General features: G+C 76.0%; 18 protein-coding genes. 14 read left to right on the top strand and 4 right to left on the bottom strand.

All coding sequences use genetic code 11. The annotated features are described in order from the left end of the window. Positions 1 to 113 precede the first annotated feature (113 nt). From CLV92_RS17110 to CLV92_RS17140, 7 genes are all read left to right on the top strand, one after another. Positions 114 to 545: a hypothetical protein gene (locus CLV92_RS17110; protein WP_104434724.1), complete on the top strand. Its 432-nt coding sequence runs from the start codon at positions 114 to 116 to the stop codon at positions 543 to 545. Continuing rightward, positions 542 to 2314 carry a hypothetical protein gene (locus tag CLV92_RS17115; RefSeq protein WP_104434726.1) on the top strand — a complete coding sequence of 591 codons (1773 nt, stop codon included), beginning with the start codon at positions 542 to 544 and terminating at the stop codon, positions 2312 to 2314. The genes CLV92_RS17110 and CLV92_RS17115 overlap by 4 nt, the downstream gene beginning before the upstream one ends. After that, complete coding sequence (pelF, locus tag CLV92_RS17120; RefSeq protein ID WP_104434728.1) at positions 2311 to 3924, top strand: GT4 family glycosyltransferase PelF; 1614 nt, start codon at positions 2311 to 2313, stop codon at positions 3922 to 3924. The genes CLV92_RS17115 and pelF overlap by 4 nt, the downstream gene beginning before the upstream one ends. Next, positions 3921 to 5225, top strand: coding sequence for a hypothetical protein (locus tag CLV92_RS22960; protein ID WP_104434730.1), 1305 nt, complete (start codon positions 3921 to 3923; stop codon positions 5223 to 5225). The genes pelF and CLV92_RS22960 overlap by 4 nt, the downstream gene beginning before the upstream one ends. Positions 5226 to 5265: 40 nt before the next feature. After that, the gene (locus CLV92_RS17130; RefSeq protein WP_104434732.1) at positions 5266 to 6594 is read left to right on the top strand and encodes a family 4 glycosyl hydrolase; all 1329 of its coding nucleotides are present in this window, start codon (positions 5266 to 5268) and stop codon (positions 6592 to 6594) included. Between the two features lie 75 nt (positions 6595 to 6669). Then, on the top strand, positions 6670 to 7950 hold the full coding sequence (locus CLV92_RS17135; protein WP_104434734.1) for a methyl-accepting chemotaxis protein: 1281 nt from the start codon (positions 6670 to 6672) through the stop codon (positions 7948 to 7950). 106 nt (positions 7951 to 8056) lie between these two features. Beyond that, complete coding sequence (locus CLV92_RS17140; protein WP_104434736.1) at positions 8057 to 10594, top strand: putative bifunctional diguanylate cyclase/phosphodiesterase; 2538 nt, start codon at positions 8057 to 8059, stop codon at positions 10592 to 10594. A gap of 21 nt (positions 10595 to 10615) precedes the next feature. Here CLV92_RS17140 and CLV92_RS17145 read toward each other — a convergent pair whose 3' ends face one another. Beyond that, positions 10616 to 11038 (bottom strand): MarR family winged helix-turn-helix transcriptional regulator, encoded by a 423-nt coding sequence (locus tag CLV92_RS17145; RefSeq protein WP_211291227.1) that lies wholly within the window; start codon positions 11036 to 11038, stop codon positions 10616 to 10618. 120 nt (positions 11039 to 11158) lie between these two features. Between CLV92_RS17145 and CLV92_RS17150 the strand changes: the two genes are divergently transcribed. After that, complete coding sequence (locus tag CLV92_RS17150) at positions 11159 to 12229, top strand: ABC transporter substrate-binding protein (RefSeq protein WP_104434740.1); 1071 nt, start codon at positions 11159 to 11161, stop codon at positions 12227 to 12229. A gap of 43 nt (positions 12230 to 12272) precedes the next feature. On the opposite strand, the gene CLV92_RS17155 is transcribed toward CLV92_RS17150, so the two are convergent. Beyond that, complete coding sequence (locus CLV92_RS17155; protein ID WP_104434742.1) at positions 12273 to 13859, bottom strand: hypothetical protein; 1587 nt, start codon at positions 13857 to 13859, stop codon at positions 12273 to 12275. Between the two features lie 131 nt (positions 13860 to 13990). On the opposite strand from CLV92_RS17155, the gene CLV92_RS17160 reads away from it, so the two are divergent. Further along, positions 13991 to 15031, top strand: coding sequence for an LLM class flavin-dependent oxidoreductase (locus CLV92_RS17160; RefSeq protein ID WP_104434744.1), 1041 nt, complete (start codon positions 13991 to 13993; stop codon positions 15029 to 15031). A 22-nt stretch (positions 15032 to 15053) separates the two neighbouring features. On the opposite strand, the gene CLV92_RS17165 is transcribed toward CLV92_RS17160, so the two are convergent. Continuing rightward, positions 15054 to 15389, bottom strand: a complete 336-nt coding sequence (locus CLV92_RS17165; protein WP_104434746.1) for a hypothetical protein — start codon at positions 15387 to 15389, stop codon at positions 15054 to 15056. A 295-nt stretch (positions 15390 to 15684) separates the two neighbouring features. Here CLV92_RS17165 and CLV92_RS17175 point away from each other — a divergent pair, with 295 nt between their 5' ends. The 4 genes from CLV92_RS17175 (at position 15685) to CLV92_RS17190 (ending at position 19647) form a co-directional block, all read left to right on the top strand. Continuing rightward, positions 15685 to 16689 carry an NAD-dependent epimerase/dehydratase family protein gene (locus tag CLV92_RS17175; protein WP_104434749.1) on the top strand — a complete coding sequence of 335 codons (1005 nt, stop codon included), beginning with the start codon at positions 15685 to 15687 and terminating at the stop codon, positions 16687 to 16689. Positions 16690 to 16877: 188 nt separating this feature from the next. Continuing rightward, the gene (locus tag CLV92_RS17180; RefSeq protein ID WP_104434820.1) at positions 16878 to 17810 is read left to right on the top strand and encodes an alpha/beta hydrolase; all 933 of its coding nucleotides are present in this window, start codon (positions 16878 to 16880) and stop codon (positions 17808 to 17810) included. A gap of 164 nt (positions 17811 to 17974) precedes the next feature. After that, the gene (locus tag CLV92_RS17185; protein WP_104434750.1) at positions 17975 to 18325 is read left to right on the top strand and encodes a YciI family protein; all 351 of its coding nucleotides are present in this window, start codon (positions 17975 to 17977) and stop codon (positions 18323 to 18325) included. A 5-nt stretch (positions 18326 to 18330) separates the two neighbouring features. Continuing rightward, positions 18331 to 19647: an RNA polymerase sigma factor gene (locus tag CLV92_RS17190; RefSeq protein ID WP_104434751.1), complete on the top strand. Its 1317-nt coding sequence runs from the start codon at positions 18331 to 18333 to the stop codon at positions 19645 to 19647. A gap of 107 nt (positions 19648 to 19754) precedes the next feature. Here the strand turns inward: CLV92_RS17190 and CLV92_RS17195 are convergent, their stop codons facing one another. Further along, positions 19755 to 20675, bottom strand: a complete 921-nt coding sequence (locus CLV92_RS17195) for a DMT family transporter (RefSeq protein ID WP_104434752.1) — start codon at positions 20673 to 20675, stop codon at positions 19755 to 19757. 61 nt (positions 20676 to 20736) lie between these two features. Between CLV92_RS17195 and CLV92_RS17200 the strand changes: the two genes are divergently transcribed. Beyond that, positions 20737 to 21708, top strand: coding sequence for a LysR family transcriptional regulator (locus CLV92_RS17200; RefSeq protein ID WP_104434753.1), 972 nt, complete (start codon positions 20737 to 20739; stop codon positions 21706 to 21708). Positions 21709 to 21867: the final 159 nt, after the last annotated feature.

A 21867-nucleotide genomic window follows, 5' to 3' on the forward strand; every position in this document is an offset into this window, starting at 1 on the left:
TGCTGCAACGGGGCGAGATCTGCCCGGGAGCCTCGTTCGGTTGAGAGGTCACCCACTACGGTGGGCGACGAGAGCGTTGCGACGTGCGAGGAACCGAGTCCGGGGAGGAAACCATGGGGACGAGGCGGTGGTGGGGCCGGCCCACCGGGGGCTCCAGCGCGGAAGCGGACCTCCGCCACGAGATCGAGCGGCTGACGCAGGAGAACATGCGGCTGCGGCTGGAACGGCAGCGCCCGCACAGCCTCAGCTCGATCACCGAGCAGTTGCGCGCCGCCGTGGAGGAGCCCGCCGGGGCCACCGACGCCCTCGAGGCCCGGGACGAGGCGCACCACGTCCTGGCGCAGGCCGAGGTGACCCGCAGGGCCGTCCTCGACGTCCTCGACAGCCTCGTCGTCGCGGCGAGCCAGATGCAGCGCCAGCTCGCCCAGGACGTCCCCCTGGCGGAGATCGACCGCCGCGTCACCGAGCGCCGCACCGGCCGTGGCGCGGGGCAGGAACGGGAACGGCTCGGCAGCTCCGTGGCGGCGGAGGCCTCGCGGTCATGACGACGTGGCCGACGGGAGCCGGCCACCCCGCGCACTCGCCGCACCTGCGGGTCGACCTGCGGGTCCTGCTCCTCGCGGGGCCCGAGGGCGACTCCACCACCACGGGGTGGGAGGAGGCGTTGCGCCGCACCGGCACCCCCTACGACCTCCGCCGCCCCACGCCGGAGACGCCCCTCACCGACGCCGACCTGGTGCACGCCGCGGACGTCCGGCACGGCCGCTACCAGGCGGTGGTCGCGGGCACGGACACCTCCACGTTCTGGGACAGCCTCCCGGCCCTGGCCGCCTACCGCCGCCGGTTCGGGGTGCGGCTGCTCGCGGCCTACGAGTTCCCCCGCGCCGTCGCGGGCCTCGCCGAACCGGTGGGGACGGACACGGAGGGCCTGACCGCGCGCGTCACCGCAGCCGGGCGGGCCGCCTTCGGGTACCTGCGCGGGGAGTTCACCATCGGCGCGGGCGGTTTCGGCTACCTCACCCGGGTCGAGGACCCCGCCCTGTTCACCACCTACGTGGAGACGGCCGAGGGGAACCCGCTCCTCGGCGTCGTCGAGCGGGACGGCCTGGAGGACCTCCTCGTCCTCCTCGACCACGACCAGTGGATGCTGCACGGGCTGCTGCTGGCCCCCGGCCTCCTCGCCTGGGTGACGCGCGGCTGCCACCTGGGCCTGACGCGCTACTCCTTCGCCTGCCACATCGACGACGTGTTCCTCGCCAACACCCTCGCCCGCGACGGGGAGTTCCCCGAGGACGGCAGCGCGCCCACGGTGCGGATGAGCCCCGCGGACGTCGAGGCGGTGCTGGCCTGGCAGGAGCGGCACGGGTTCGTGCTCGACCTCGCCTACAACGGCACGGGCGCCGGCGACGGCGACCCGCTCACGGAGGTCCTCCTGCACCACCGCGGCGCCTTCCGCTGGATCAACCACACCTGGAGCCACCGGCACCTCGGCCTCGTCGCCGACCCCGGCGCGACCGGCGGGCTGCGCTGGGTCGACGCCGCGCTGCTCACCGAGGAGATCGTCCGCAACCGCGAGTGGGCCCGCGCCGCAGGGATCGACGTCAGCCCGCACGTCCTCGTGACGGGCGCCCACTCCGGCCTGGACAACCCGAACCTGCCCACCGCCCTGCGCGCGGCCGGGATCTCCGTCATCGCCGCGGACGCCTCGCACCCCTCGCCGGGGCCCGCGCTCGGACCCGCGACGACCGTGCCGCGCCACCCCACGAACGTCTACACCCACGTCAGCTCCTGGCCGGAGCAGCTCGCCGACTACAACCGGCAGTACGCGGGTGAGGGCGTCACCGCGGGCACCCCGGAGGAGTTCCTCGCCGCGGAGACCGCGATCGTGCTGCGCCACGTGCTGGGCAACGACCCCTCCCCCACGTTCGCCCACCAGTCCAACCTCACCGGCGACCGCCTCGCCCTCGCCCTCGTGGAGCGGGTGCTCCAGGGGTGCGCGCGCCTGCTCGGCGACTCCACGCCGCTGCGCAGCCCGTCGATGGACGCGGTGGCGGAGGAACTGCGCCGGCGCCGGCGGTGGAACGCGGCGCTGGCGGACGGCGTCGTCGAGGCGGTCCTGCACGGCGGCGTGCTGCACCTGCGCACCGGCGTCCACCTGGAGGTCCCCCTGACTGCACCGGCCGGCAGCGAGGTGCTCGGCCCCGGCGGCGGCCACCGCTTCGGCGAGGACTACGCGGGAGCGGTGTCGGGGTGGCAGCCCGTCCCCGCCGGGGAACTGCTGCGCATCGGCCTGCCCGTGGGGGCCGCGGCGTGAGCGTCCCCGCGCCGTCGCGCCGCACCGCCGGGCCCCGCCCTCGCGTCGTCCTGCTGACCGAGGGCACCTACCCGTTCGTCATGGGCGGGGTGAGCACCTGGTGCGACCTGCTGCTGGGCGGCCTGCCCGACATCGACTGGCAGGTGTTCGCCCTCACCGCCGGCGTCGTCGACGAGCCGCAGTTCGACCTGCCCCCGAACGCCCGGCTGGCGGGGCACCTGCACCTGTGGGGCTCCGGCCACCCGCCCCGCCGCCCCGGGCGCGGGCGGCGCTCGGTGCGGCGCACCACCCTGGCCGCGGAACTGGTCACGGGCCTGTTCGGCTGGGACTGCGACCCCCTCGACCTCGTCCCCGCCCTGGTGTGGTGCCGGGAGAACCCGGACCGGGTCCTCCCGATGTTCCGGCGCGAGGAGACCTGGGACCACTACCTCGCCGCGCTCACGTCGGTGCTGGCGGAGGACCACGAGGAGGCGGGGACCCCGCCGCAGCTGGACCTCAACCGGGCGATCGAGCTGTTCCAGACGCTGGCGTGGGTTGCGCGCACGGCGGCGGAGCCCACGCCCTCCGGGGACGTCTCCCTCGTCACCGCCGCGGCCTGGTCGGGGATTCCCGCGGCGGTCGACAAGGCGCTGCTGGGACGCCCGGTCGTGCTGTCGGAGCACGGGATCTACGTGCGCGAGAGCTACCTGGCCGCGGTCCGCTCCACCGGTGCACCGGCCGCCGCGCGCTGGGTGAACACCCGCCTGGCGCGCGGGCTGACCCGGCTGACGTACGCCGTGGCCGACGTGGTCTGCCCGGTGGCGGACGCGAACGCGCCGTGGGAGGAGGCCCTCGGGGTGTCTCCCGACCGCATCGTCACCATCCCCAACGGGGTGCCCTCCCCGGGCCTGCCGCAGCCGGCGCGGCGCAGCCGCACCGTGGTGAGCGTCGGCCGCCTCGACCCCCTGAAGGACGTGCACACGATGCTGCGGGTCGCCCACGCCGTGCGCCGGCGGGTGCCGGACGTGACGTTCCTGCACTACGGGCCGGTGCCGCGCGGGCAGGAGGACTACGCGAGGACCTGTCACGCTCTGCACGCGGAGCTCGGGCTGGGGGACTCGTTCCGGTTCATGGGCCCCACCAAGGACCCGACCGGGGTGATGCGCGACGCGGACGTGGTCCTGATGACGAGCATCTCCGAGGGTTTCCCCATGTCGGTGCTGGAGGCCCTGTCCCAGGCGCGGCCGGTGGTGACGACCCTGGTCGGCGGCGTCCTCGACGGGATGCGCGGCGCGGGGATGACGGCGCCGCCGGGCGACGTGCACGGCCTGGCCGACGCGGTCACGGCGCTGCTCGTGGCGCCGGACTTCGCCGAGTCCCTCGGCCGCCGCGGTCACGAGCGGGTGGTCCGCCTCTTCGGCCAGGAGCGCTGCCTCGACGGCTACCGGGTCGTCCTGCACGCCCTGGCCCGGCCGCAGCCGCAGGAGGCGGCACCGTGGGGACGGGCGGAGGGGGCGGTCGGAGCGGCGATCCCCGCCACGGCACGGGAGCAGGCCCGGGGGCGGGCGGCGGAACGCGCCTCGCTCACCCGGGCGCGGCTCGCGTCCGCGACGAGGAGAGGTGCACGGTGAGGATCACCCCCGGGCAGGCCGCGGCGCGCGTCCGTGCGGGACTCGGGCGCAAGCCCCAGGACGCCCTCGAGGCCACCGTGGTGCTGGAGGCGTGGGGCGGGCTCGTCTCGCGGACCGCGCTGCCGCTGGCGCACCAGGCCTCCACGCGGTGGCGGCCCACCCCGCCGGGCCGGTTCCCCACCGCTACCGAGCAGCCGTCGAGGGTTCCGGTGCTGGAGGTGCTGGGGCTCGTCGCGACCCTGCTGGCCACCACGGCCTGGGTGGCGCCGCTCGCCGCCGCCCTCGGCACCGACGCCACCGAGCGGGCCTGGAAGATCGCGCTCCCGCTGAGCCTGGGGCTGCAGTGGCTGATCCGCCGCCGCTACCTGACGGACCCGGAGGGCATGGGGCGGCTGCGGGCCGACGTGCGCGTCACCCGCCCCGTGGGCGTCGTCTGCCTCCTCGCCACCGCGGGCCTCGTCGTCGCCCCGCAGCTGCTGCTGCCCGTGGCCCTCGTCATCACCTGGGTCGGGGGGCTGCTCGTCGTGGTGCGCGGCTGGGGCCTGCCGTACGCGCTGATGCTGGTCGCGGCGACCGCCGCGCCCGCCTTCGGGGTGCCGGTGGTGGTCGACGTCCTGCTCGTGGTCGCCCTCACCCAGGCCGCGGTGGCCGCGGCGCTGCTCACCTCGCCGCTCTCGCACGGCACCCCCACCCCGTGGCGGCGCTCGCTGGCGGCGGGCGCCATCGGCGGGGCGAGCGCCGTCCTGATCGTGGCGGACCCCTCGATCGTCTGGTCCGGCGAGGCCGCCTTCCCGGTGCTCGCGCTCGTGCCGGCGATGCTGGGCAACCTGTGGGCCGGTCAGCACATGAACCGGATCTGGACGGTGCTCGTCGAGGCGCTGGCCTCCACGCGCCTGGAGGAGCGGACCAGCCGGCGCAACCGGCGGGTGTTCGGGGGGATCGTGCTGGGGGCCTTCGCCCGCCTGCTGCTCCTCACCGCGCTGCTCTCCGTCGCGGCCTACCCGCTGCTGCGGGAGAGCGCCGCCACCGGCGGCAGCCTCGCGCTGCTGCTGCTGGGCCTCGGCTGCTTCGGCGTCGTGGGGTTCCTCACCGCCCTGCTGGAGGGCTTCTCCCGGGTCGGCGCGGCGGCCGCGGTGACGCTGGCCGCGCTGGCCGGGGCCGCCGCGGTCCTCCTGGGCGCGACGGGGAGCCTGCCCCTGCCCTCCCTCGCCGCCGCGGCGTGCGCGGCCACCGCCGCAGCCGCGTGGCCGGTGGCCCGGCTGGTGCGCCAGCCCGACCGCACCCTGGCGACGCTGCATTGAGACGTCCCGCACCGAGACGTCCCGCACCGGGCGGCGCGCGGTGAGCGGTCCTGCCACGGCGGTGGCGGTCCTGGGCGCGGGCAGCGTCGTCTTCACCCACCAGGTCGTCGCGGACCTCGTGCGGCTGCCCCGCCTCGACCGGCTGGACCTGCGGCTGCACGACGTCGACCCGCTCCGCCTCGCCACGGCCGTGGCCCTGACCCGCCGGGTCGCCGCGGAGCACGGCGCCGCGGGCCGGGTGCGCGTCAGCGGCCACGCCGAGCGCAGGGCGGCCCTCGCGGGGGCGCAGTTCGTGGTCAACACGGTGCAGGTCGGTGGCCTGGCCGCCACCCGCACCGACCTCGAGGTGCCTGCCCGCCACGGGCTGCGCCAGACGATCGGCGACACCCTCGGGGTGGGCGGGATCTTCCGGGCCCTGCGGACCGCGCCCTTCCTGGCGGGGGTGGCCGCGGACCTGGCCGAGGTCGCCGACGACCCGCTGCTGCTGAACTACACCAACCCGATGGCGATGAACGTCGGCTACCTCGCCGCCGTCGCCCCCCGCCTGCGGGTGCTCGGGCTGTGCCACTCGGTGCACTGGACCGTCGCGGGGCTGTGCTCGCTCGTGGGGGTGGACGTGGCGGAGGTGACGTACTCCTCGGCGGGCGTCAACCACCAGGCGTGGCTGCTGCGCTGGGAGCGCGACGGGCAGGACCTCTTCCCGGAGCTGGACCGCCGGATCGAGGCGGACCCGGAGCAGCTGCGCCGCGTCCGCGTCGACATGTACCGGCGGCTGGGCCACTTCCCCACGGAGACCAGCGAGCACTCCGCGGAGTACGTCGGCTGGTACCTGCACTCCGACGCCGAGGTGGAGCGGCTGCGCCTGCGGCCCGGCGCCCACCTGCGGACCAGCGAGGACAACCAGCGCCGCCACGAGGCCCTCAGCAGCGCCGTGGCGTGCGGGGGCGAGCTGGGGTGGGTGAACCCGCCGGGCACCGAGTACGCCCCGCTGGTGGTCCAGGCGGTCGTCTCCGGGGTGCCGGAGGAGATCGTCGGCAACGTCGTCAACGACGGCCTCGTGCCCGGCCTGCCCGCCGGCGCCGTGGTGGAGGTGCCCTGCACGGTGGACGCCGCCGGGGTGCACCCGCACCGGGTCGGCCGCCTGCCCGAGCAGTGCGCCGCCCTCAACCGCGCCTACCTGGAGGTGGTGGCCCACACTGTGCGCGCCGCCGTCACCGGCGACCCGTGGGCCGTCCGGCACGCCGCCGCGGTGGATCCCAACACCGCCGCCAGCCTCGACGCGGAGGCCGTCGGGGCGCTGTGCGACGAGCTCGTGCGCCGCCACGGCGACCTGCTGCCGGAGCCGCTGCGGGTGCCGCCGCGCGCCTGAGGGCGGCACCTCCTCCGGCAACGGCCGTTCCGGGGCGGCGCTACAGATTCCGCCGCAGACGCCGACACCACCCCTGTGGCCCTTCCTGCTCAGCCCGCACCCGGCGCGCCCTCGCACGGCGTCCCCGCCCGCCTTCCCGGCGCGGCGCACGACGCGCTGCTGGTCCTGACCGCCGCGGGCGCCGCCGCCACCACCGCGACGGGTGCCGACGTGCTGCTGCTCGTCGCGGCGTGGGCCGCGCTCGCGGCGGCGCTGACGGTGTCCGTGCGCGGGCGGCGCTCGGTGGGCGCCCGCCTGGCGGGGGCGTTGTCCGCGGCCGCCGAGGCGGGCGAGCGGGCCCTCGCGCACGGGCAGGACCTGGAGTCCGCGCGGGCGGCCCGGGAGGCTCTCGCCCAGGACATGTTCCGGGTGCAGCGCGACGCCGCGCAGGCCATGCGCGAGCGCGCGGAGCTCGTCGTCACGGAGATCTCCGGGATGGCCGTGCACGAGCTCAGCGAGGTCGTCACCGGCGTGGAGGCCGTGCGCGAGGCCGCGGCCACGATCGACGAGCGCGTCACCGCCGCGGAGACCATCACCGCCAGCGTCTCCGAGGAGGCCCGCGGCACCGACCGCGTCGTCGCCGCCCTGGAGGAGAGCCTCCGCAACGTCGGCGGCATGGCCCACATGATCTCCCGCGTCGCGGACCAGACGAAGCTGCTGGCGCTCAACGCGACCATCGAGGCCGCCCGCGCCGGGGAGGCGGGCAAGGGCTTCGGCGTCGTCGCCGACGAGGTGAAGGCGCTGGCCGAGGAGACCGCCCGCTCCACCGACCAGATCACCCAGACCGTCGGCTCGCTCGGCCACGACGCGCAGGCGCTGGCCGCCGCGCTGGTCCGGATGAGCGAGGGCGTCGCCCACGTCGAGGGCGCCACCGGCTCCCTGCGCGCCATCGCCGCCGAGCAGCACGCCCTCGTCGCCCGGCTCGACAACGCCCTCGGCGAGAGCATCGGCAGCCTGCAGGCCATGGACAGCCTCAGCAGCCGGCTGGAGCGCCGCGGCGCGCAGCGGGTGGCCGTGTCCGGGCCCGCCACCGTGGTCGTCGGCGGCGCCCCGCACACCGTGGACCTCCTCGACATCAGCGCCACCGGCGCCCGCTGCACCGCCCCGGCCGGCGTCGGCGAGGGCACCGCCCTCCAGCTGCAGGTGCACGTGCAGGGCGCCCCCGAGGTGTCGATCCCCTCGTCGGTGGTCCGCGTCCTCAACCGCGACGGCGGCAAGCAGCTCGCCCTCGACTTCACCGAGTCCGCGCGCTCCGACCGCACCGTCAGCGACGTCCTGGGCGCCCTCACCAGCGGCGCGCAGCTCGTCGGCGTCTGACCGGCGCGGAAGGGGTGCCGGCGGAGCGGGGATCGGCAGTGGCAGTGGCAGTGGCAGTGGCAGTGGCAGTGGCAGTGGCAGTGGTGACGGGAGCGGGGGGACGAGGGTGCTGAGCGGTCTGCGAGCGCGACTGCTGAGCCCACTCGCCCTGACGACGGCGCTGACGGCCGCCACGGCGGTGTCGGGCGGCGCCCTGCTCACCCTGCTGCCGCAGCAGCCGCTGCTGGGCACACCCGCGGGGGTGCCCGCCGTCGCGGTGCTGGTCGTGCTCGGTGTCACGTTCGTGCTCGCCGAGCTGGGCCAGGTGCTGGTCGAGATCCGCCGGCAGGCGTACTCGATCTGCCTCACCGGCGTCCCGCTGCTGCTGGGGCTGCTGTACTGCCCGCCGCAGCACCTCCTCGCGGTGCGCCTCCTGGCCGCCGTGGCGACGTTCGCGCTGCAGCGCTCCCCGCTGCTGAAGTCGGCCTTCAACACCTCGGTCTACCTGCTGGACACCGTCCTCGTCGTCCTCCTCTGCCACCTGCTCGTGGGCGCCGCTCCCGGCCTGTCGCTGCGCACGGCGGCGGGGGCGTTCGCGGCGCTGACGGTGGTGGAGCTCCTCATGAGCGCCCTCGTGCTGCTGGTCATCCGCATCCACCACGGCCCGCTCGGCCGGAGCACGGTGCTGGACGTCCTGGTCCCCGTCGCGGCCGTGGGACTGGTCAGCACGACCGCGGGGTTCATCGCCGCCGGTCTCCTCGGCCTCGGCTCGCTGGGGGTGGCGCTCCTCGCGGTCTTCGCCCTGCTCGTCGCCGCCACCTACCGCGGCTACCTGCTGCTGCGCGCACGCCACCACTCCCTGGAACTGGTGCAGGAGTTCGTGGAACTGACGTCGGGCGGTGCGGGCGACGGGGAGGAGTTCAGCGGGCGGCTGCTGGACCACCTCCGCACGGTCCTGCGCGCCTCGAGGGTGGAGTTCACCTCCGCCCTCCCCGACGGGTGCGCCGGCGCCGTCCGGGTGGCCGTGGACGAGCACGGCGCGGTCAGCGTCGTCCGCGGCGACGAGGACGCGTTCCTGCTGGGCTGCGCGGAGCGCGGCGCGGCCGTGGTGCTGAACTCCTCCTCCCCCGACCAGGCGGCGCGGCGGTGGCTGAGCGCCAACGGCATCGGCGACGCCCTCGTGGTGCCCCTGCCCCTGGACGGCGCGCGGGGCGTGGTCGTCGCCCTCGACCGGCTCGGCGACTCCACGGCGTTCACCGCGCACGACCTGGCGATGCTGCAGACCCTCACCGGCCACCTGGCGGTGGCGGTGCGCAACGCCCAGCTGGTGGGCCGCCTCCGCCACGAGGCCACCCACGACCGGCTGACGGGCCTGGCGAACCGGCTCCTGCTGGGCGAGCGCATGCAGGCCGCCCTCGACGGGGACCCCCACGGCCGGATCGCGGTCCTCCTCCTCGACCTCGACCGGTTCGAGGAGGTCAACGAGGCGCTCGGCCACCTCGTGGGCGACGAACTGCTGCAGGTGGTGGCCGGGCGGCTGGAGGGGCTGGACCTGCGGGGCGGGACGGTCGCCCGCCTCAGCGGGGACGAGTTCGCAGTCCTGCTGCCCGCCTCGCCGTGCGCGGAGGCGGACTCGCTGGCGGTCGTGGCGGAGCTGGAGCACGCCCTCGCGGCACCGGTGGAGCTGTCCGGGGTCGTCCTCAGCACGAGCGCCAGCATCGGCGTGGCGCTGTCCTCGGCGGGGCACACCGCCGACGACCTGCTGCGGCAGGCGGACACGGCCATGCACGCCGCGAAGCGGGACGGGACGGGGGTGCGCGCCTACAGCGCGGACCTCGACGAGGGCCAGGTCGAGCGGCTGGTGCTGCTGCCGGACCTCCGGCGCGCGCTGGAGCGCGACGAGCTGGACGTCTTCTACCAGCCGAAGCTGGACCTGGCGCAGGGCGCGGTGACGAGCGCGGAGGCGCTGGTGCGCTGGAACCACCCGACGCTGGGGCGGCTCGCCCCGGACGTCTTCATCGGCCTGGCGGAGTCCACCGGTCTGATCGAGCGCCTCACCCACAACGTCCTCGCCAAGGCGCTGCGGCAGTGCCGCGAGTGGCAGGACGCCGGGCTGGAGCTGTCGGTGGCGGTGAACCTGTCCGCCCGCAACGTCGGCAACCCCGCCCTGCCGGCCCGGGTGGCGGCCGCGCTCGCCGAGGCGGGTGTGCCCGCGCACCGGCTCACCCTCGAGATCACCGAGAGCAGCGTGATGCGGGACCCGGAGCGGGCGCTGCCCGTCCTGCGGGAGCTGGAGGCGCTGGGCGTGGCGCTGTCCCTGGACGACTTCGGCACGGGCTACTCCAGCCTGTCCTACCTGCAGCGCCTGCCCGTCTGCGAGGTGAAGGTCGACCGCTCCTTCGTCATGGGCCTGGAGGTCGCCGACGAGGCCCGCACGAGCGCGGCGCTGATCCGCAGCATCACCGGGCTGGGGGCCAGCCTGGGGCTGCGCATCGTGGCCGAGGGCGTGGAGAGCGCCGAGGTGCTGGAGGAGCTGCGGGAGCTCGGCTGCGACGTCATCCAGGGCTACCACGTCGGCCGTCCCCTGCCGTCGGCGGAGTTCGACGCCGCGGTGCGGGTGCTGAACGGGGTGGCTCAGGAGGCGGGCGCGGCGGCGCCGGTCTAGCGGGCGCCCCGCCCGGCGGGTTCAGCGGTCGCGGGCGCAGGCGGCGACCGCGGGGCCGAGGGCGGTGTGCAGCTGCGCCAGCTCCGGACGCGGCCCGGCGGTCAGGGCGGCCTCGTGGGCGGCGGCGATGGCCTCCAGCCGTTCCAGCAGCGCGGCCCCGCGGTCGGACAGGTGCGCGACGATGCGGCGACGGTCGGTGGTGGAGGGGCGGCGGTAGACGAGCGCGTCGTCGACGAGGCCGTCGACGAGACGGGTCAGCGACGCCGGGGGCACCTGCAACTGCTCGGCGAGGTGGCCCATCGTCGTGCCGTCGGTGCCGGCGAGCGCCCGCAGCACCCGCCACTGCTCCACCCCGGTGCCCTCCTCGGCGAAGCGCTCGGCGAGTTCCCGCCACGCCAGCCGCTGGGCTCGGGTGAGCAGGTCGAGCAGTCGCACAGCGGGCACCTGCGGCCTCCTCCCACGGATCCGGGCAGGCTACTGCGCCCTGGCGTCCTCGCCGCCCGGGCGGGGTCGCCGGTGCCGGTTCCTGGCCGGACGGCGGCGGTGGCGGCACACTTCCACCCGATGAGCCGTTCCTCGGCGCAGCGGGACGACGCCCCCGGCGCCTCCCCCGGCGTCCTGCTCGACCCGCTGGCGGTTGCCGTGCAGGGTCCGGACGCGCACGCCCTGCGGATCGCGCTGGCGCTGCCGACGTCGGGGGCACTCGGCATGACGGCGCCCGCGGCGCTGGCGTGCGCGGTGCTGGCCGCGGAGGAGGTCAACGCCGCCGGCGGGGTCCTGGGGCGGCCGCTGCGGCTGGTGCCGGTCGACGCGGGCCGGCCGGCGGCGGAGGTGGCCGCGGAGGTGGGGCGGCTGGCGCTGGCGGGGGTGGTGGACGCCGTCTGCGGGCACCACACCAGCGACGTGCACCGGCGCCTGGGGCGGGTGACGGCCGGGCGGCTGCCCTACGTCTTCACGCCGCCGCACGAGGGCGGGCCGCGGGAGGCGGGGGTCGTCCTGCTGGGCGAGGGCCCGGCGGAGCAGTTGCTCCCGGTCGCCGCGCACCTGGCGTCGCGGCGGACGCTGCGGCGGTGGGCGCTGCTGGGCAACGACTACGTGTGGCCGCGGACGGTGCACGCCGCGGCGGTGCCCCTGCTGCGGGCGGCCGGTGCGGAGGTGGTGCGGCGGGAACTGGTTCCGGTGGGCGGCGTGGACGCGGAGCGGCTGGTGGAGGGGCTGCGGCGCAGCCGGGTGCAGGCGGTGCTGCTGAGCCTGATCGGCCGGGACCTGGCGAGTTTCAACCGGGCGTTCACCGCCGCGGGGCTGGGGCCGCGCATCGTGCGGGTCTCCCCCGCGCTGGAGGAGAACGGGTTGCTGGAGGCCGGTGGTGACGACTCCGGAGAGCTGTTCGCGGTGATGCGCTGGTTCGCCTCGGGCAGCGGGGAACTGCCGGCGCGCTACGCGGACCGCTGGGGTGCCGCCGCACCGCCGCTGGGCAGCTACGCGCAGGGCTGCTACGAGGGGGTGCACCTGCTGGCGGGGATGGCCCGGCAGGAGCCGCTGCCCGTGCTGGCCCGGCGCAGCCACCACCCCGTCCCCCACGGCCCGGTGCGGCTGGCGCGGGCGGACGGGGTGGACCTCACCGTCGTGACGTGACGCCCGCAGCACCGGGAACCCCGGCCGGGGCGTCCGAGGGGGTTCAGGGCGCCGTCCACAGCTCGACGCGGAACCGGCCGAAGCTCTCCCCGTACGCGAGCGCCCGGCCCGCCCGGGCGTCCCGCACGGGGCCGGCGAACATCTCCTCCCACGGGACGAAGTGCTCCGTGCCCACCACCCACACCCGCTCCCGCCCGGCGAGGGCCGCCGCCCGCTGCGGGCCGGTCAGGTCGTCGCCGCCGATGGAGACGCTGACCGACGGGTCCCGCACGAGCAGCACGTCGTCCAGCCCCACCCCGGCGGGCAGGTGGTGGCGCAGCATCGGGCGGTCGGTGTTGCCGAGGAACACCACCGCGTCCCCGGGCCGGGCGCGGGCCGCGAGCGCCGCGGCGGCCGAGCGGGGGTCGTCCACGACGAACGGCTGCTGCCGGTGCGCCACGAGCCGGGGGGCCTGACCGGCGGCGACCAGCCCCACCAGCGCCAGCGCCGCGACGGCGGTCGGCGCCGTCCGCCGTCGCGCCACCGCGATCCCCGCCGCCCCGACACCGGCCAGCACGGCCAGCGCCGGGGCGGCGGCGACGGTGTAGCGGGCCTCGAACAACTGCCCGGCCGCCGCCGACGCCACCACCGCCGCGACCGGCGCGAGCGTCCCCGCGGCGAGCAGGGCCAGCACGGGCGGGCACCGGCGCAGGGCCAGCGCCCCCGCCCCCCACAGCAGCAGCAACCCGCCCAGGGCGGCGGGCGCCGCGGCGTAGGAGTGCCACAGGCCCAGGCTGCGCCGCAGGAGCGGGAAGTCCTCGCCGATCCGGTTCGGGGCCTGCGACATGCCCACCGCCACCATCGCGGCTGCCACGGCGAGGGGCGGGAGCCCGCCTGCCAGGAACCGGCGGCGGCGGGCGCGGCCCGGGGCGAGGAACGCCACCCCCACCATCGCCAGCACCGCCGGGGCGCCGGTGAGGACGTGCAGGGCCGCGGCGAGCGTCGCGGCCGCCGCCCACAGGAGCAGCCACCGGGCGCGCGGGGCCCCTCGGTCGCGCAGCAACCCGTAGGCGGTGGCCACCGCGCAGGCGGCGAGCACCGGGTACGGGCGGGCCTCCTGGCTGTGGCGCACCACGATCGGGGTCAGCGTGAACAGCACCCCCGCCACCGCGCCGGCCAGCGGGGCGGCGGCTCGGAGGACGGAGTCCTCGACGACGTGGCGCTTGACGACGTGGTTCTTCACGACGTGGTTCTTCACGACGTGGTTCTTCACGACGTGGTGGGCGAGGAGGCCGGCGAGCGCCGCGGCCAGCACCCCCGCCACCGCGCTCGGCAACCGCAGCCACGCCTCCGACTGCGACAGCAGCACCCACGGGCGCATCAGCACGTACCAGGGGCCCATGCCCGCATCCGTCACCCGCAGGCCGCGCAGCATCACCCCGTACTCCCGCACCGCGGTGCCCAGGGTGTAGAACTCGTCGCGCCACAGGGGTTTGGCGTCGTAGCGCCACGCGGTGGTGAGCGCCGCGACGAGGGCGGGCACCAGCCAGGCGCAGAGCAGCCCCCGATCCGGGCGGCGGCGCACCGCCGGTGCCGCTCCGCCGCCGCCGTCCGCCGCCCCCGCCCCCGCCCCCGTCGACCCCAGCGACACCCGCCGGCCCCCTCCCCGATCCCCCGGACCGCCCCCGCGGCCCTGGGTAGTCAAGCGCACCCGGGGACCGCGCCGCCCCGGCAGGCACCGGGCGGTGGAATGCCGCCCGCCTCCCGGGCGCTGCACCGGCCGTGAAGCGCATCGGGTTCCTCAGCTTCGGCCACTGGCAGGCGGTGCCCGGCTCGCAGGCGCGCACCGCCCGCGACGCCCTCGTGCAGACGGTGGAGCTCGCGGAGGCCGCGGAGGAGCTGGGCCTCGACGGGGCGTTCGTGCGGGTGCACCACTTCGCCCGCCAGCAGGCCGCGCCCTTCCCCGTCCTCGCCGCCGTCGCCGCCCGCACCCGCCGCATCGAGATCGGCACCGGCGTCATCGACATGCGCTACGAGAACCCCCTCTACATGGCGGAGGAAGCCGCGCAGACGGACCTCCTCAGCGACGGGCGCCTGCAGCTCGGCATCAGCCGCGGCTCCCCCGAGACCGCGCTGCGCGGCTCCGAGGCGTTCGGCTACGTCCCCGCGAAGGGCAGCACCGACGCCGACCTCGCACGCGCGAAGACCGAGCTGTTCCGGGCCGCGATCGCCGGCGCGAAGATCGCCCCCGCCAACCCGCAGATGACCGGCACCACTGCCCCGCTGGCCGTGCAGCCGCAGTCGCCCGGCCTGCCCGAGCGCATCTGGTGGGGCTCGGGAACGCGGGCCACCGCCCGCTGGACCGCGCTGCAGGGCATGAACCTCATGAGTTCCACGCTGCTCACCGAGGACACCGGCGTGCCCTTCGACGAGCTGCAGGCCGAGCAGATCGCCGTCTTCCGCGCCGCCTGGACCGAGGCGGGCTGGGAGCGCGAACCCCGCGTCTCCGTCAGCCGCAGCGTGCTGCCCGTCACCACGGACCTCGACCGGCGCTACTTCGGTGGACGCGGCGGCAGCGACTCCACCGACCAGGTCGGCCACCTCGACGGCTCCCTCGCCCGCTTCGGCCGCAGCTACATCGGCGAACCCGACGTCATCGCCGGGGAGCTCGCCCGCGACGCCGCCGTCCAGGCCGCCGACACCCTGCTGCTCACCGTGCCCAACCAGCTCGGCGTGGAGTACAACACCCACCTGCTGGAGAACGTCGCCCGCCACGTCGCCCCCGCCCTCGGCTGGCAGCCGGGAACCGCGCCGGCGACCTGACGCAGCGCCCCGACGGCACCGGTCATCGCCGGACGCCTGCCCTGCGCCGCAGCAGCTCCGCCGCCAGGACCAGCGCCACCCCGGCCACCACCACCGGGCCTGCCTCCACCAGCGGGCCGCGGGTGCGGAACCCCAGCACCGCCCCCGCGGACTGCGCCGACAGCAACGACCAGCACGACTGCACCGACAGGACGGACCCCGCGGACTCGGCCGAGCCGATGGACAGCACCGACGCGAACGAGCCGACGCTGCCGAGCGACAGGCACGAGCCGACGCTGCCGACGGAGAGCACCGACCCGCTCGAGGCGATGCTGAGCACGGAGCCCTTCGACCAGAGGGACAGGCGGTTCGCCGGCATGGAGGCATGCTCCCGCCCGGAACGGACGCGATCAAGAGCGGGCGCGCGGTGTCCACTACGTCACCGCCGACGCGGAGGAAGCGCACCGGGCGCTGACCACCGCGGGTGCGGTGCCCCCACCAGGAGATCCCGCACACCGACTTCGCACCGCCGATGTTCACCGTCGCCGATCCCGCGGGCAACATCGTGGTCCTCGTCCGGGACGACGCCGGCGCGGGCGGCTGGGCGGTCCCGCCGGTGCGCCCACGGCCGCGTCCGTGGGCGCCGGAGCGCCGGGGGTGGTAGCTGTGGGGCCATGGCGACGACGTTGAAGGCGCTGTTCATCGGTGGGACCGGGATCATCAGCTCGGCGTGCTCGCAGCGCGCCGTGGAGGCGGGGCTGGACGTCACCCTGCTCAACCGCGGCGGAACCACCACGCGGCCCGTTCCGGAGGGGGCGCGGGTCCTGCACGCCGACGTGCGCGACCCGGGCTCGGTGCGCGCGGCACTGGGTGACGAGGAGTTCGACGTCGTCGCCGACTTCGTCGCGTTCACGCCCGAGCACGTCGCCTCCGACGTCGAGCTGTTCCGCGGCCGCACCGGGCAGTACGTGTTCATCAGCTCGGCCTCGGCGTACCAGACCCCGCCCGCGCGGCTGCCCGTCGTGGAGTCCACCCCGCTGCGCAACCCCTTCTGGCAGTACTCCCGCGACAAGATCGCCTGCGAGGGCCTGCTCGTGCGGGCCTACCGCGAGGACGGGTTCCCCGCGACGATCGTGCGTCCCTCGCACACCTACGACCGCACCCTCGTGCCGCTGGACGGCGGCTGGACGGTCGTGGACCGCATGCGCCGCGGCGTGCCCGTCGTGATCCACGGGGACGGCACCTCGCTGTGGACGCTGACGCACCACACCGACTTCGCGAAGGCCTTCACCGGGCTGCTCGGCCACCCCGCGGCGGTGGGCGACGCGTTCCACATCACCTCCGACGAGGCTCTCACCTGGAACCGCATCGCGGCCGACCTCGCCGCAGCCGCCGGCGTGGCCGAACCGCGCATCGTGCACGTGCCGTCGGAGGCGATCGCCGCGGCGGATCCGGAGGCGGGGCCAGGGCTGCTGGGTGACAAGTCCCACTCCATGGTGTTCGACAACTCCAAGGTCAAGGCCCTCGTGCCCGACTACGTGGCCACGGTCCCCTTCTCCGCCGGCGCCCGGGAGATCGTCGACTGGTACGACGGGGACCCCGCCCGCCGCGTCGTCGACGACCGGCTGAACGGCATCCTCGACGGCCTCGTGGAGCGCTACGCGGTGGGGCGTGCGTAGCGCTGCGGCGCCGGCGGGCGCGGCACGTGGGGCGCTCGGCGGCTGCTCCCCCTAACCTCGAAGACCCCGCACCGTCCACCACCACGCACCGCAGGAGGCGAGCCCCCCTGGACCCCGACCACCCGACGCTGAGCGGACCCACCGCAGGGGGTGCGCCGGTGTCCGACGACGACTTCCACGCCGCCCCGGTGCCCGACGACGGCTTCCACCCGGACCTGCGCCTGACACGGCTCCTGCCGCGCGGCGTGGTCAGTGCCCGCAGCCTGTGGCGCATCCGGAAGCTGGGCGCTCTCAGCACCCGCCTGCACCGCTCGCGCGCCGTCGAGGAGCCCGTCCAGCCCGGGGTGTCGGTCTTCGTCCACGGCCGCACCGCCTCGGCCGAGCGCAAGCCCGCGCTGCTGTGGATCCACGGCGGAGGGCTCGTCATCGGCAACGCCCGCCTGGACGAGGGGTTCTGCTCCCGGGTCGCTGAGGAACTGGGCGCCGTCGTGGCGTCGGTGGAGTACCGCCTCGCCCCCGACCACCCCTTCCCCGTGCCGCTGGAGGACTGCTACGCGGCGCTGCGGTGGCTGGCGCAGCAACCCCACGTCGACGCGGAGCGCATCGCCATCGGCGGAGCCAGCGCCGGCGGGGGCCTCGCCGCGGCGCTCGCCCTGCTGGCCCGGGAGCGCGGCGAGGTCCACCCGGCGTTCCAGCTCCTCGTGTACCCGATGCTCGACGACCGCACCACGCTGCGCACCGACGTCGACGAGAACCGCCTGCGCATGTGGAACCAGGACAGCAACCGCCTCGGGTGGCAGAGCTACCTCGGCCCCTACCGGCGCCCCGGCCAGCCCGACGGTGTGCCGGAGCTGGCCGCGCCGGCACGAGCGGAGGATCTCTCCGGCCTGCCCCCGGCGTGGATCGGCGTCGGCACCCACGACCTGTTCCACGACGAGGACGTCGACTACGCGCAGCGGCTCCGGGACGCCGGGGTCGAGTGCGAAGTGCACGTCGTTCCCGGCGCGTACCACGGGTTCGACGCCATCGAGCAGCGGGCGGCGGTGTCGCAGGAGTTCACGCGACGGCAGGTGGAGGCGCTGGCGCGGGCGCTGGGGAAGGCCGGGGCGGCGGGGAGCTGACCCGCCCGTTCCGTGCTCCGGGGAGGTCGACCGGGGGTGCCGGCTCTGGTCAGCGTCGGCGGCCGGCGGGAAACTCCTCCGGCGGGGCTGTCGATCCGGGGCTGCGGCGTTCGTCGTCATCCCGTACGGCACCCGCCGCACGACGACCCGACAGGAGCCGAACCGTGAAGTACATGCTGCTGATGTACAGCCCCCCGATGAACGACGCCGGTGAGGTGCCCGAGCCCTGCGAGCTGGAGGAGTGGTTCCAGTACGACAAGGAGGTGCAGGAGGCGGGCATCCAGGTGGCCAGCCACGCGTTGCAGGACCTGACCACCTCCACGACCGTCCGGGTCGGGGAGGGCGGTGAGCGGGTCGTCACGGACGGCCCGTTCGCCGAGACGCGGGAGGTCCTCGGCGGCTACTACGTGATCGACGTGCCCGACCTCGACGTCGCACTCGACTGGGCCGCGCGCTGCCCCGGTGCTCGCGGCGGCGGCTCGGTCGAGGTGCGGCCCGTGTCCGAGGAGTACTGACGCCCGTGCAGGAGCGGGCGGACGGTCCCACCGCCTCCCCCGGCGGCTCCGTGGAGTCGTCGGTGGAGGCGGTGTTCCGGGAGGAGCACGGCCGCCTGCTCGCCTCCCTCGTGCGCCGCTACGGTGACCTCGACCTGGCCGAGGAGGTCGCGTCCGAGGCGATCGAGGCGGCGCTGGTGCACTGGCCCGTCACCGGTGTCCCCACCCGGCCCGGCGCCTGGCTGCTGACCACGGCCCGGCGCCGGGCCGTGGACCGGCTGCGGCGGGACAGGGCCTACACAGCCCGGCTGGCGGTGCTGCAGGCGGAGGCGGAGCGCGGGGACCCGGCCGCCGCGCCCGACGCGGACGTGGACGACCTCCCGGACGACCGGCTGCAGCTGTTCTTCACCTGCGCCCACCCCGCCCTGCCCGCGGAGGACCGCACGGCGCTGACGCTGCGCTGCCTCGGCGGGCTGACCACGCCCGAGGTGGCGCGGGCCTTCCTCGTCCCGTCCGCGACGATGGCGCAGCGGATCGTGAGGGCGAAGAAGAAGATCCGGGCCGCGCGCATCCCCTTCCGGGTGCCCGGCGCCGACGAGCTCCCGCAGCGCCTGCCCGGGGTGCTGCAGGTGCTCTACTCGATCTTCACGGAGGGCTACGCCGCCAGTTCGGGCCCCGACCTGCAGCGCGTCGAACTCGCGGAGGAGGCGATCCGCCTGGCGCGGATCCTGCACCGGCTGCTGCCGCGTGAGCGGGAGGTCGCCGGCCTGCTCGCGCTGATGCTGCTGACCCACGCCCGCCGCGCCGCCCGCACCGGCCCCGACGGGGAGCTCGTGCTGCTGGAGGAGCAGGACCGCGGGCGCTGGGACCGCGCGATGGTCGAGGAGGGCTGCGGCCTCGTGCGCACCGCCCTGACCGGAGGGGTCGCGGGGCCGTACGGGCTGCAGGCGGCGATCGCCGCGCTGTACGACGAGGCCGTGGACTTCGCCGGGACGGACTGGCCCCAGGTGGTGGCGCTGTACGACGTCCTCCTCGCGGTGGCGCCGTCGCCGGTGGTCGCGCTCAACCGGGCGGTGGCGGTGGCGATGCGCGACGGGCCCGCCGCCGGTCTCGCGCTGCTCGACGAGCTGGCCGACGAGCCGCGGCTGCGCGGCCACCTCCCCTACCCCGCGGCCCGCGCGGAGCTGCTGCGCCGCCTCGGCCGTCACGCCGAGGCGGCCACCGCCTACCGCGAAGCGCTGGATCTCGTCGGGGCGGACCCGGCGCGGGCCCACCTGCGGCGCCGCCTCGCGTCGGTCGAGCCCCCGGGGCCGGGAGGGGACGGCTCCACCGCGCCCGGGTGAGGCAGACGCTCACTCCGGGGTGCTCACTCCGGGGTGCTCACTCCGGGGTGCTCACTCCGGGGTGCTCACTCCGGGGTGCTCACTCCGGGGTGCTCACTCCGGGGTGCTCACGCCCGGGCGACGAGCGCCTCCGGCTCGCGGGCGGGCGAGGCCGCCGCGGGTGCCCGGCGGGTCACGAGGACCGACCCGATCAGGACGCCCGCGAACCCCACGAGCGTCCACACCGAGATCCGCTCGGAGAGGACGAGCGCGCCGGCGACGACCGCGACGACGGGGTTGACGTAGACGATCGCGGTGGCGCGCACCGGGCCGAGCTCCCCGATGAGCGCGAACAGCAGGACGAACGCCGCCGCGGTGCAGACGACGGCGAGGACCACCACGCTGGCGACGACGGCCCCCGAGGGCAGCGAGGCGGGCAGTCCGGGCCCGAGCAGGACCACGGGCACGTAGATGAGGGTGGAGAGCACGAGGCTGGCGGTCACGACGGCCAGCCCGGGCAGGTCGCCGAGCTTGCGGGCGAGGATGGCGGGCCCGATGGCGTAGCCGACGACGACGACGGCGACCTCGGCCGCCGCCGTGAGCTGGGAACCGGTCAGGTCGAAGCCGACGAGCGTCGCGACGCCCGCGGTGCCGAGGACCAGCCCGAGCCAGCCACGGCCGCCGAGGCGCTCGGACCGCCCGCTGAGGAACGCGACGGCGACACCGGCGACGGGCACGACGGAGATCAGCACGGCCGTGGTGGAGCTGGAGAGGTCCTGCTCCGCACGGGCGAGGAACAACCAGGGCACGGAGATCTCGATGACGGTGAAGGCGAGCAACGCGCGCCAGTGCCGGGCCAGCGCCGGCAGGGCGGCGCGGACGGCGGGACGGGTCAGGGCGAACGGCAGCAGCACCAGCGAGGCCAGCGCCGTGCGCGCGAGGACGAGCACCGACGGGCTGAGCTCTTCACCGGCGATCTTGATGAGCAGGTAGGGGATGCCCCAGGCGATTCCGAGGGCGGTGAAGAGCAGGAAGGCGCGGCGGGTCATCGGTGCATCACCCCTCGATCGTGCGCCACCCACGACAGTTCAGTCCAGCTAGACTTTCCTCATGAGTATCGATAGTGAAAACTTCACGATCGATCTGCGCCGGCTCCGCCTGCTCCGCGAGGTGGAACGCCGCGGGACGGTCGCGGCGACAGCGGCCGCCCTGCACCTCACCCCCTCCGCGGTCTCGCAGCAGCTCGCCGGCCTCGCCCGCGACCTCGACGTCCCCCTGCTGGAGCGACACGGTCGCGGAGTGCGGCTCACCGGCCAGGCGCGAGTGCTGCTCGGGCACGCCGACACCGTCGCGGCGCAGCTGGAGAGGGCGCGCGCCGACCTGGCCGCCTTCGGCGAGGGGCTCGTGGGCGAGGTCCGCGTCGGGTCGCTGGCCAGCGCCATCGCCGCCGTGGTGGGCCCGGCCCTGCGGAACCTGCGATCCGAGCGCCCCGGCCTGCGCATCCTCGTGCGCGAGCGCGAACCCGTCTCGGCGATCGACGGCCTGGACACCGGCGACCTCGACGTGGCGGTCTCCGTCGACCACCGCGGCGCACCCGCCCGCGACGACGCCCGCTACGACCGTGTCGACCTCCTCACCGACGTCCTCGACGCGCTGCTCCCCGCCGACCACCCCCTCGCGGCGCAGCCCGAGCTCGACCTCGCCGACCTCGCCCGGGAGGAGTGGGTGGCCGCCGCCTCCGACGACGCGTGCGCGCAGATCATCATCGGTGCGTGCGCGACGGCCGGCTTCTCCCCCGACGTCCGCCACCACACCCAGGAGTACGACTCCCTCGCAGCGCTCGTCGCCGCAGGTGCGGGCGTCGCCCTGGTCCCGCGCCTCGCGCACCCCCTGCGCCCGCCGGGTCTCGTCGTCGTCCCGCTGACGGGGACACCGCCCGCCCGCTCCATCTACGCAGCGACCCGCGCCGGGCGGCGGACCGACGCGCCGACCGCGGCGGTGGTGGAGGAACTGCGCCGGGTGGCGTGCGCCCGGCCGGACGCCTCCTGCACGCCTCCGACCGGGATGGCGACCTCGCGCTGACGCGCGGGCACCGCGCCGCACTGGACGTGGCCGCCCCGATACCCGCGGATCGTCACGAAGGTCCCCGGACACCCGCAGACCGGCGCGACCTGAGCACGCAGCCGAACGTGATGCCGTCGCATGCCGGCGAGGCGGCAACCTCGATGCAGTCCGCGACTT

Source organism: Kineococcus xinjiangensis (assembly GCF_002934625.1).
Classification (GTDB): Bacteria; Actinomycetota; Actinomycetes; order Actinomycetales; family Kineococcaceae; genus Kineococcus_A; species Kineococcus_A xinjiangensis.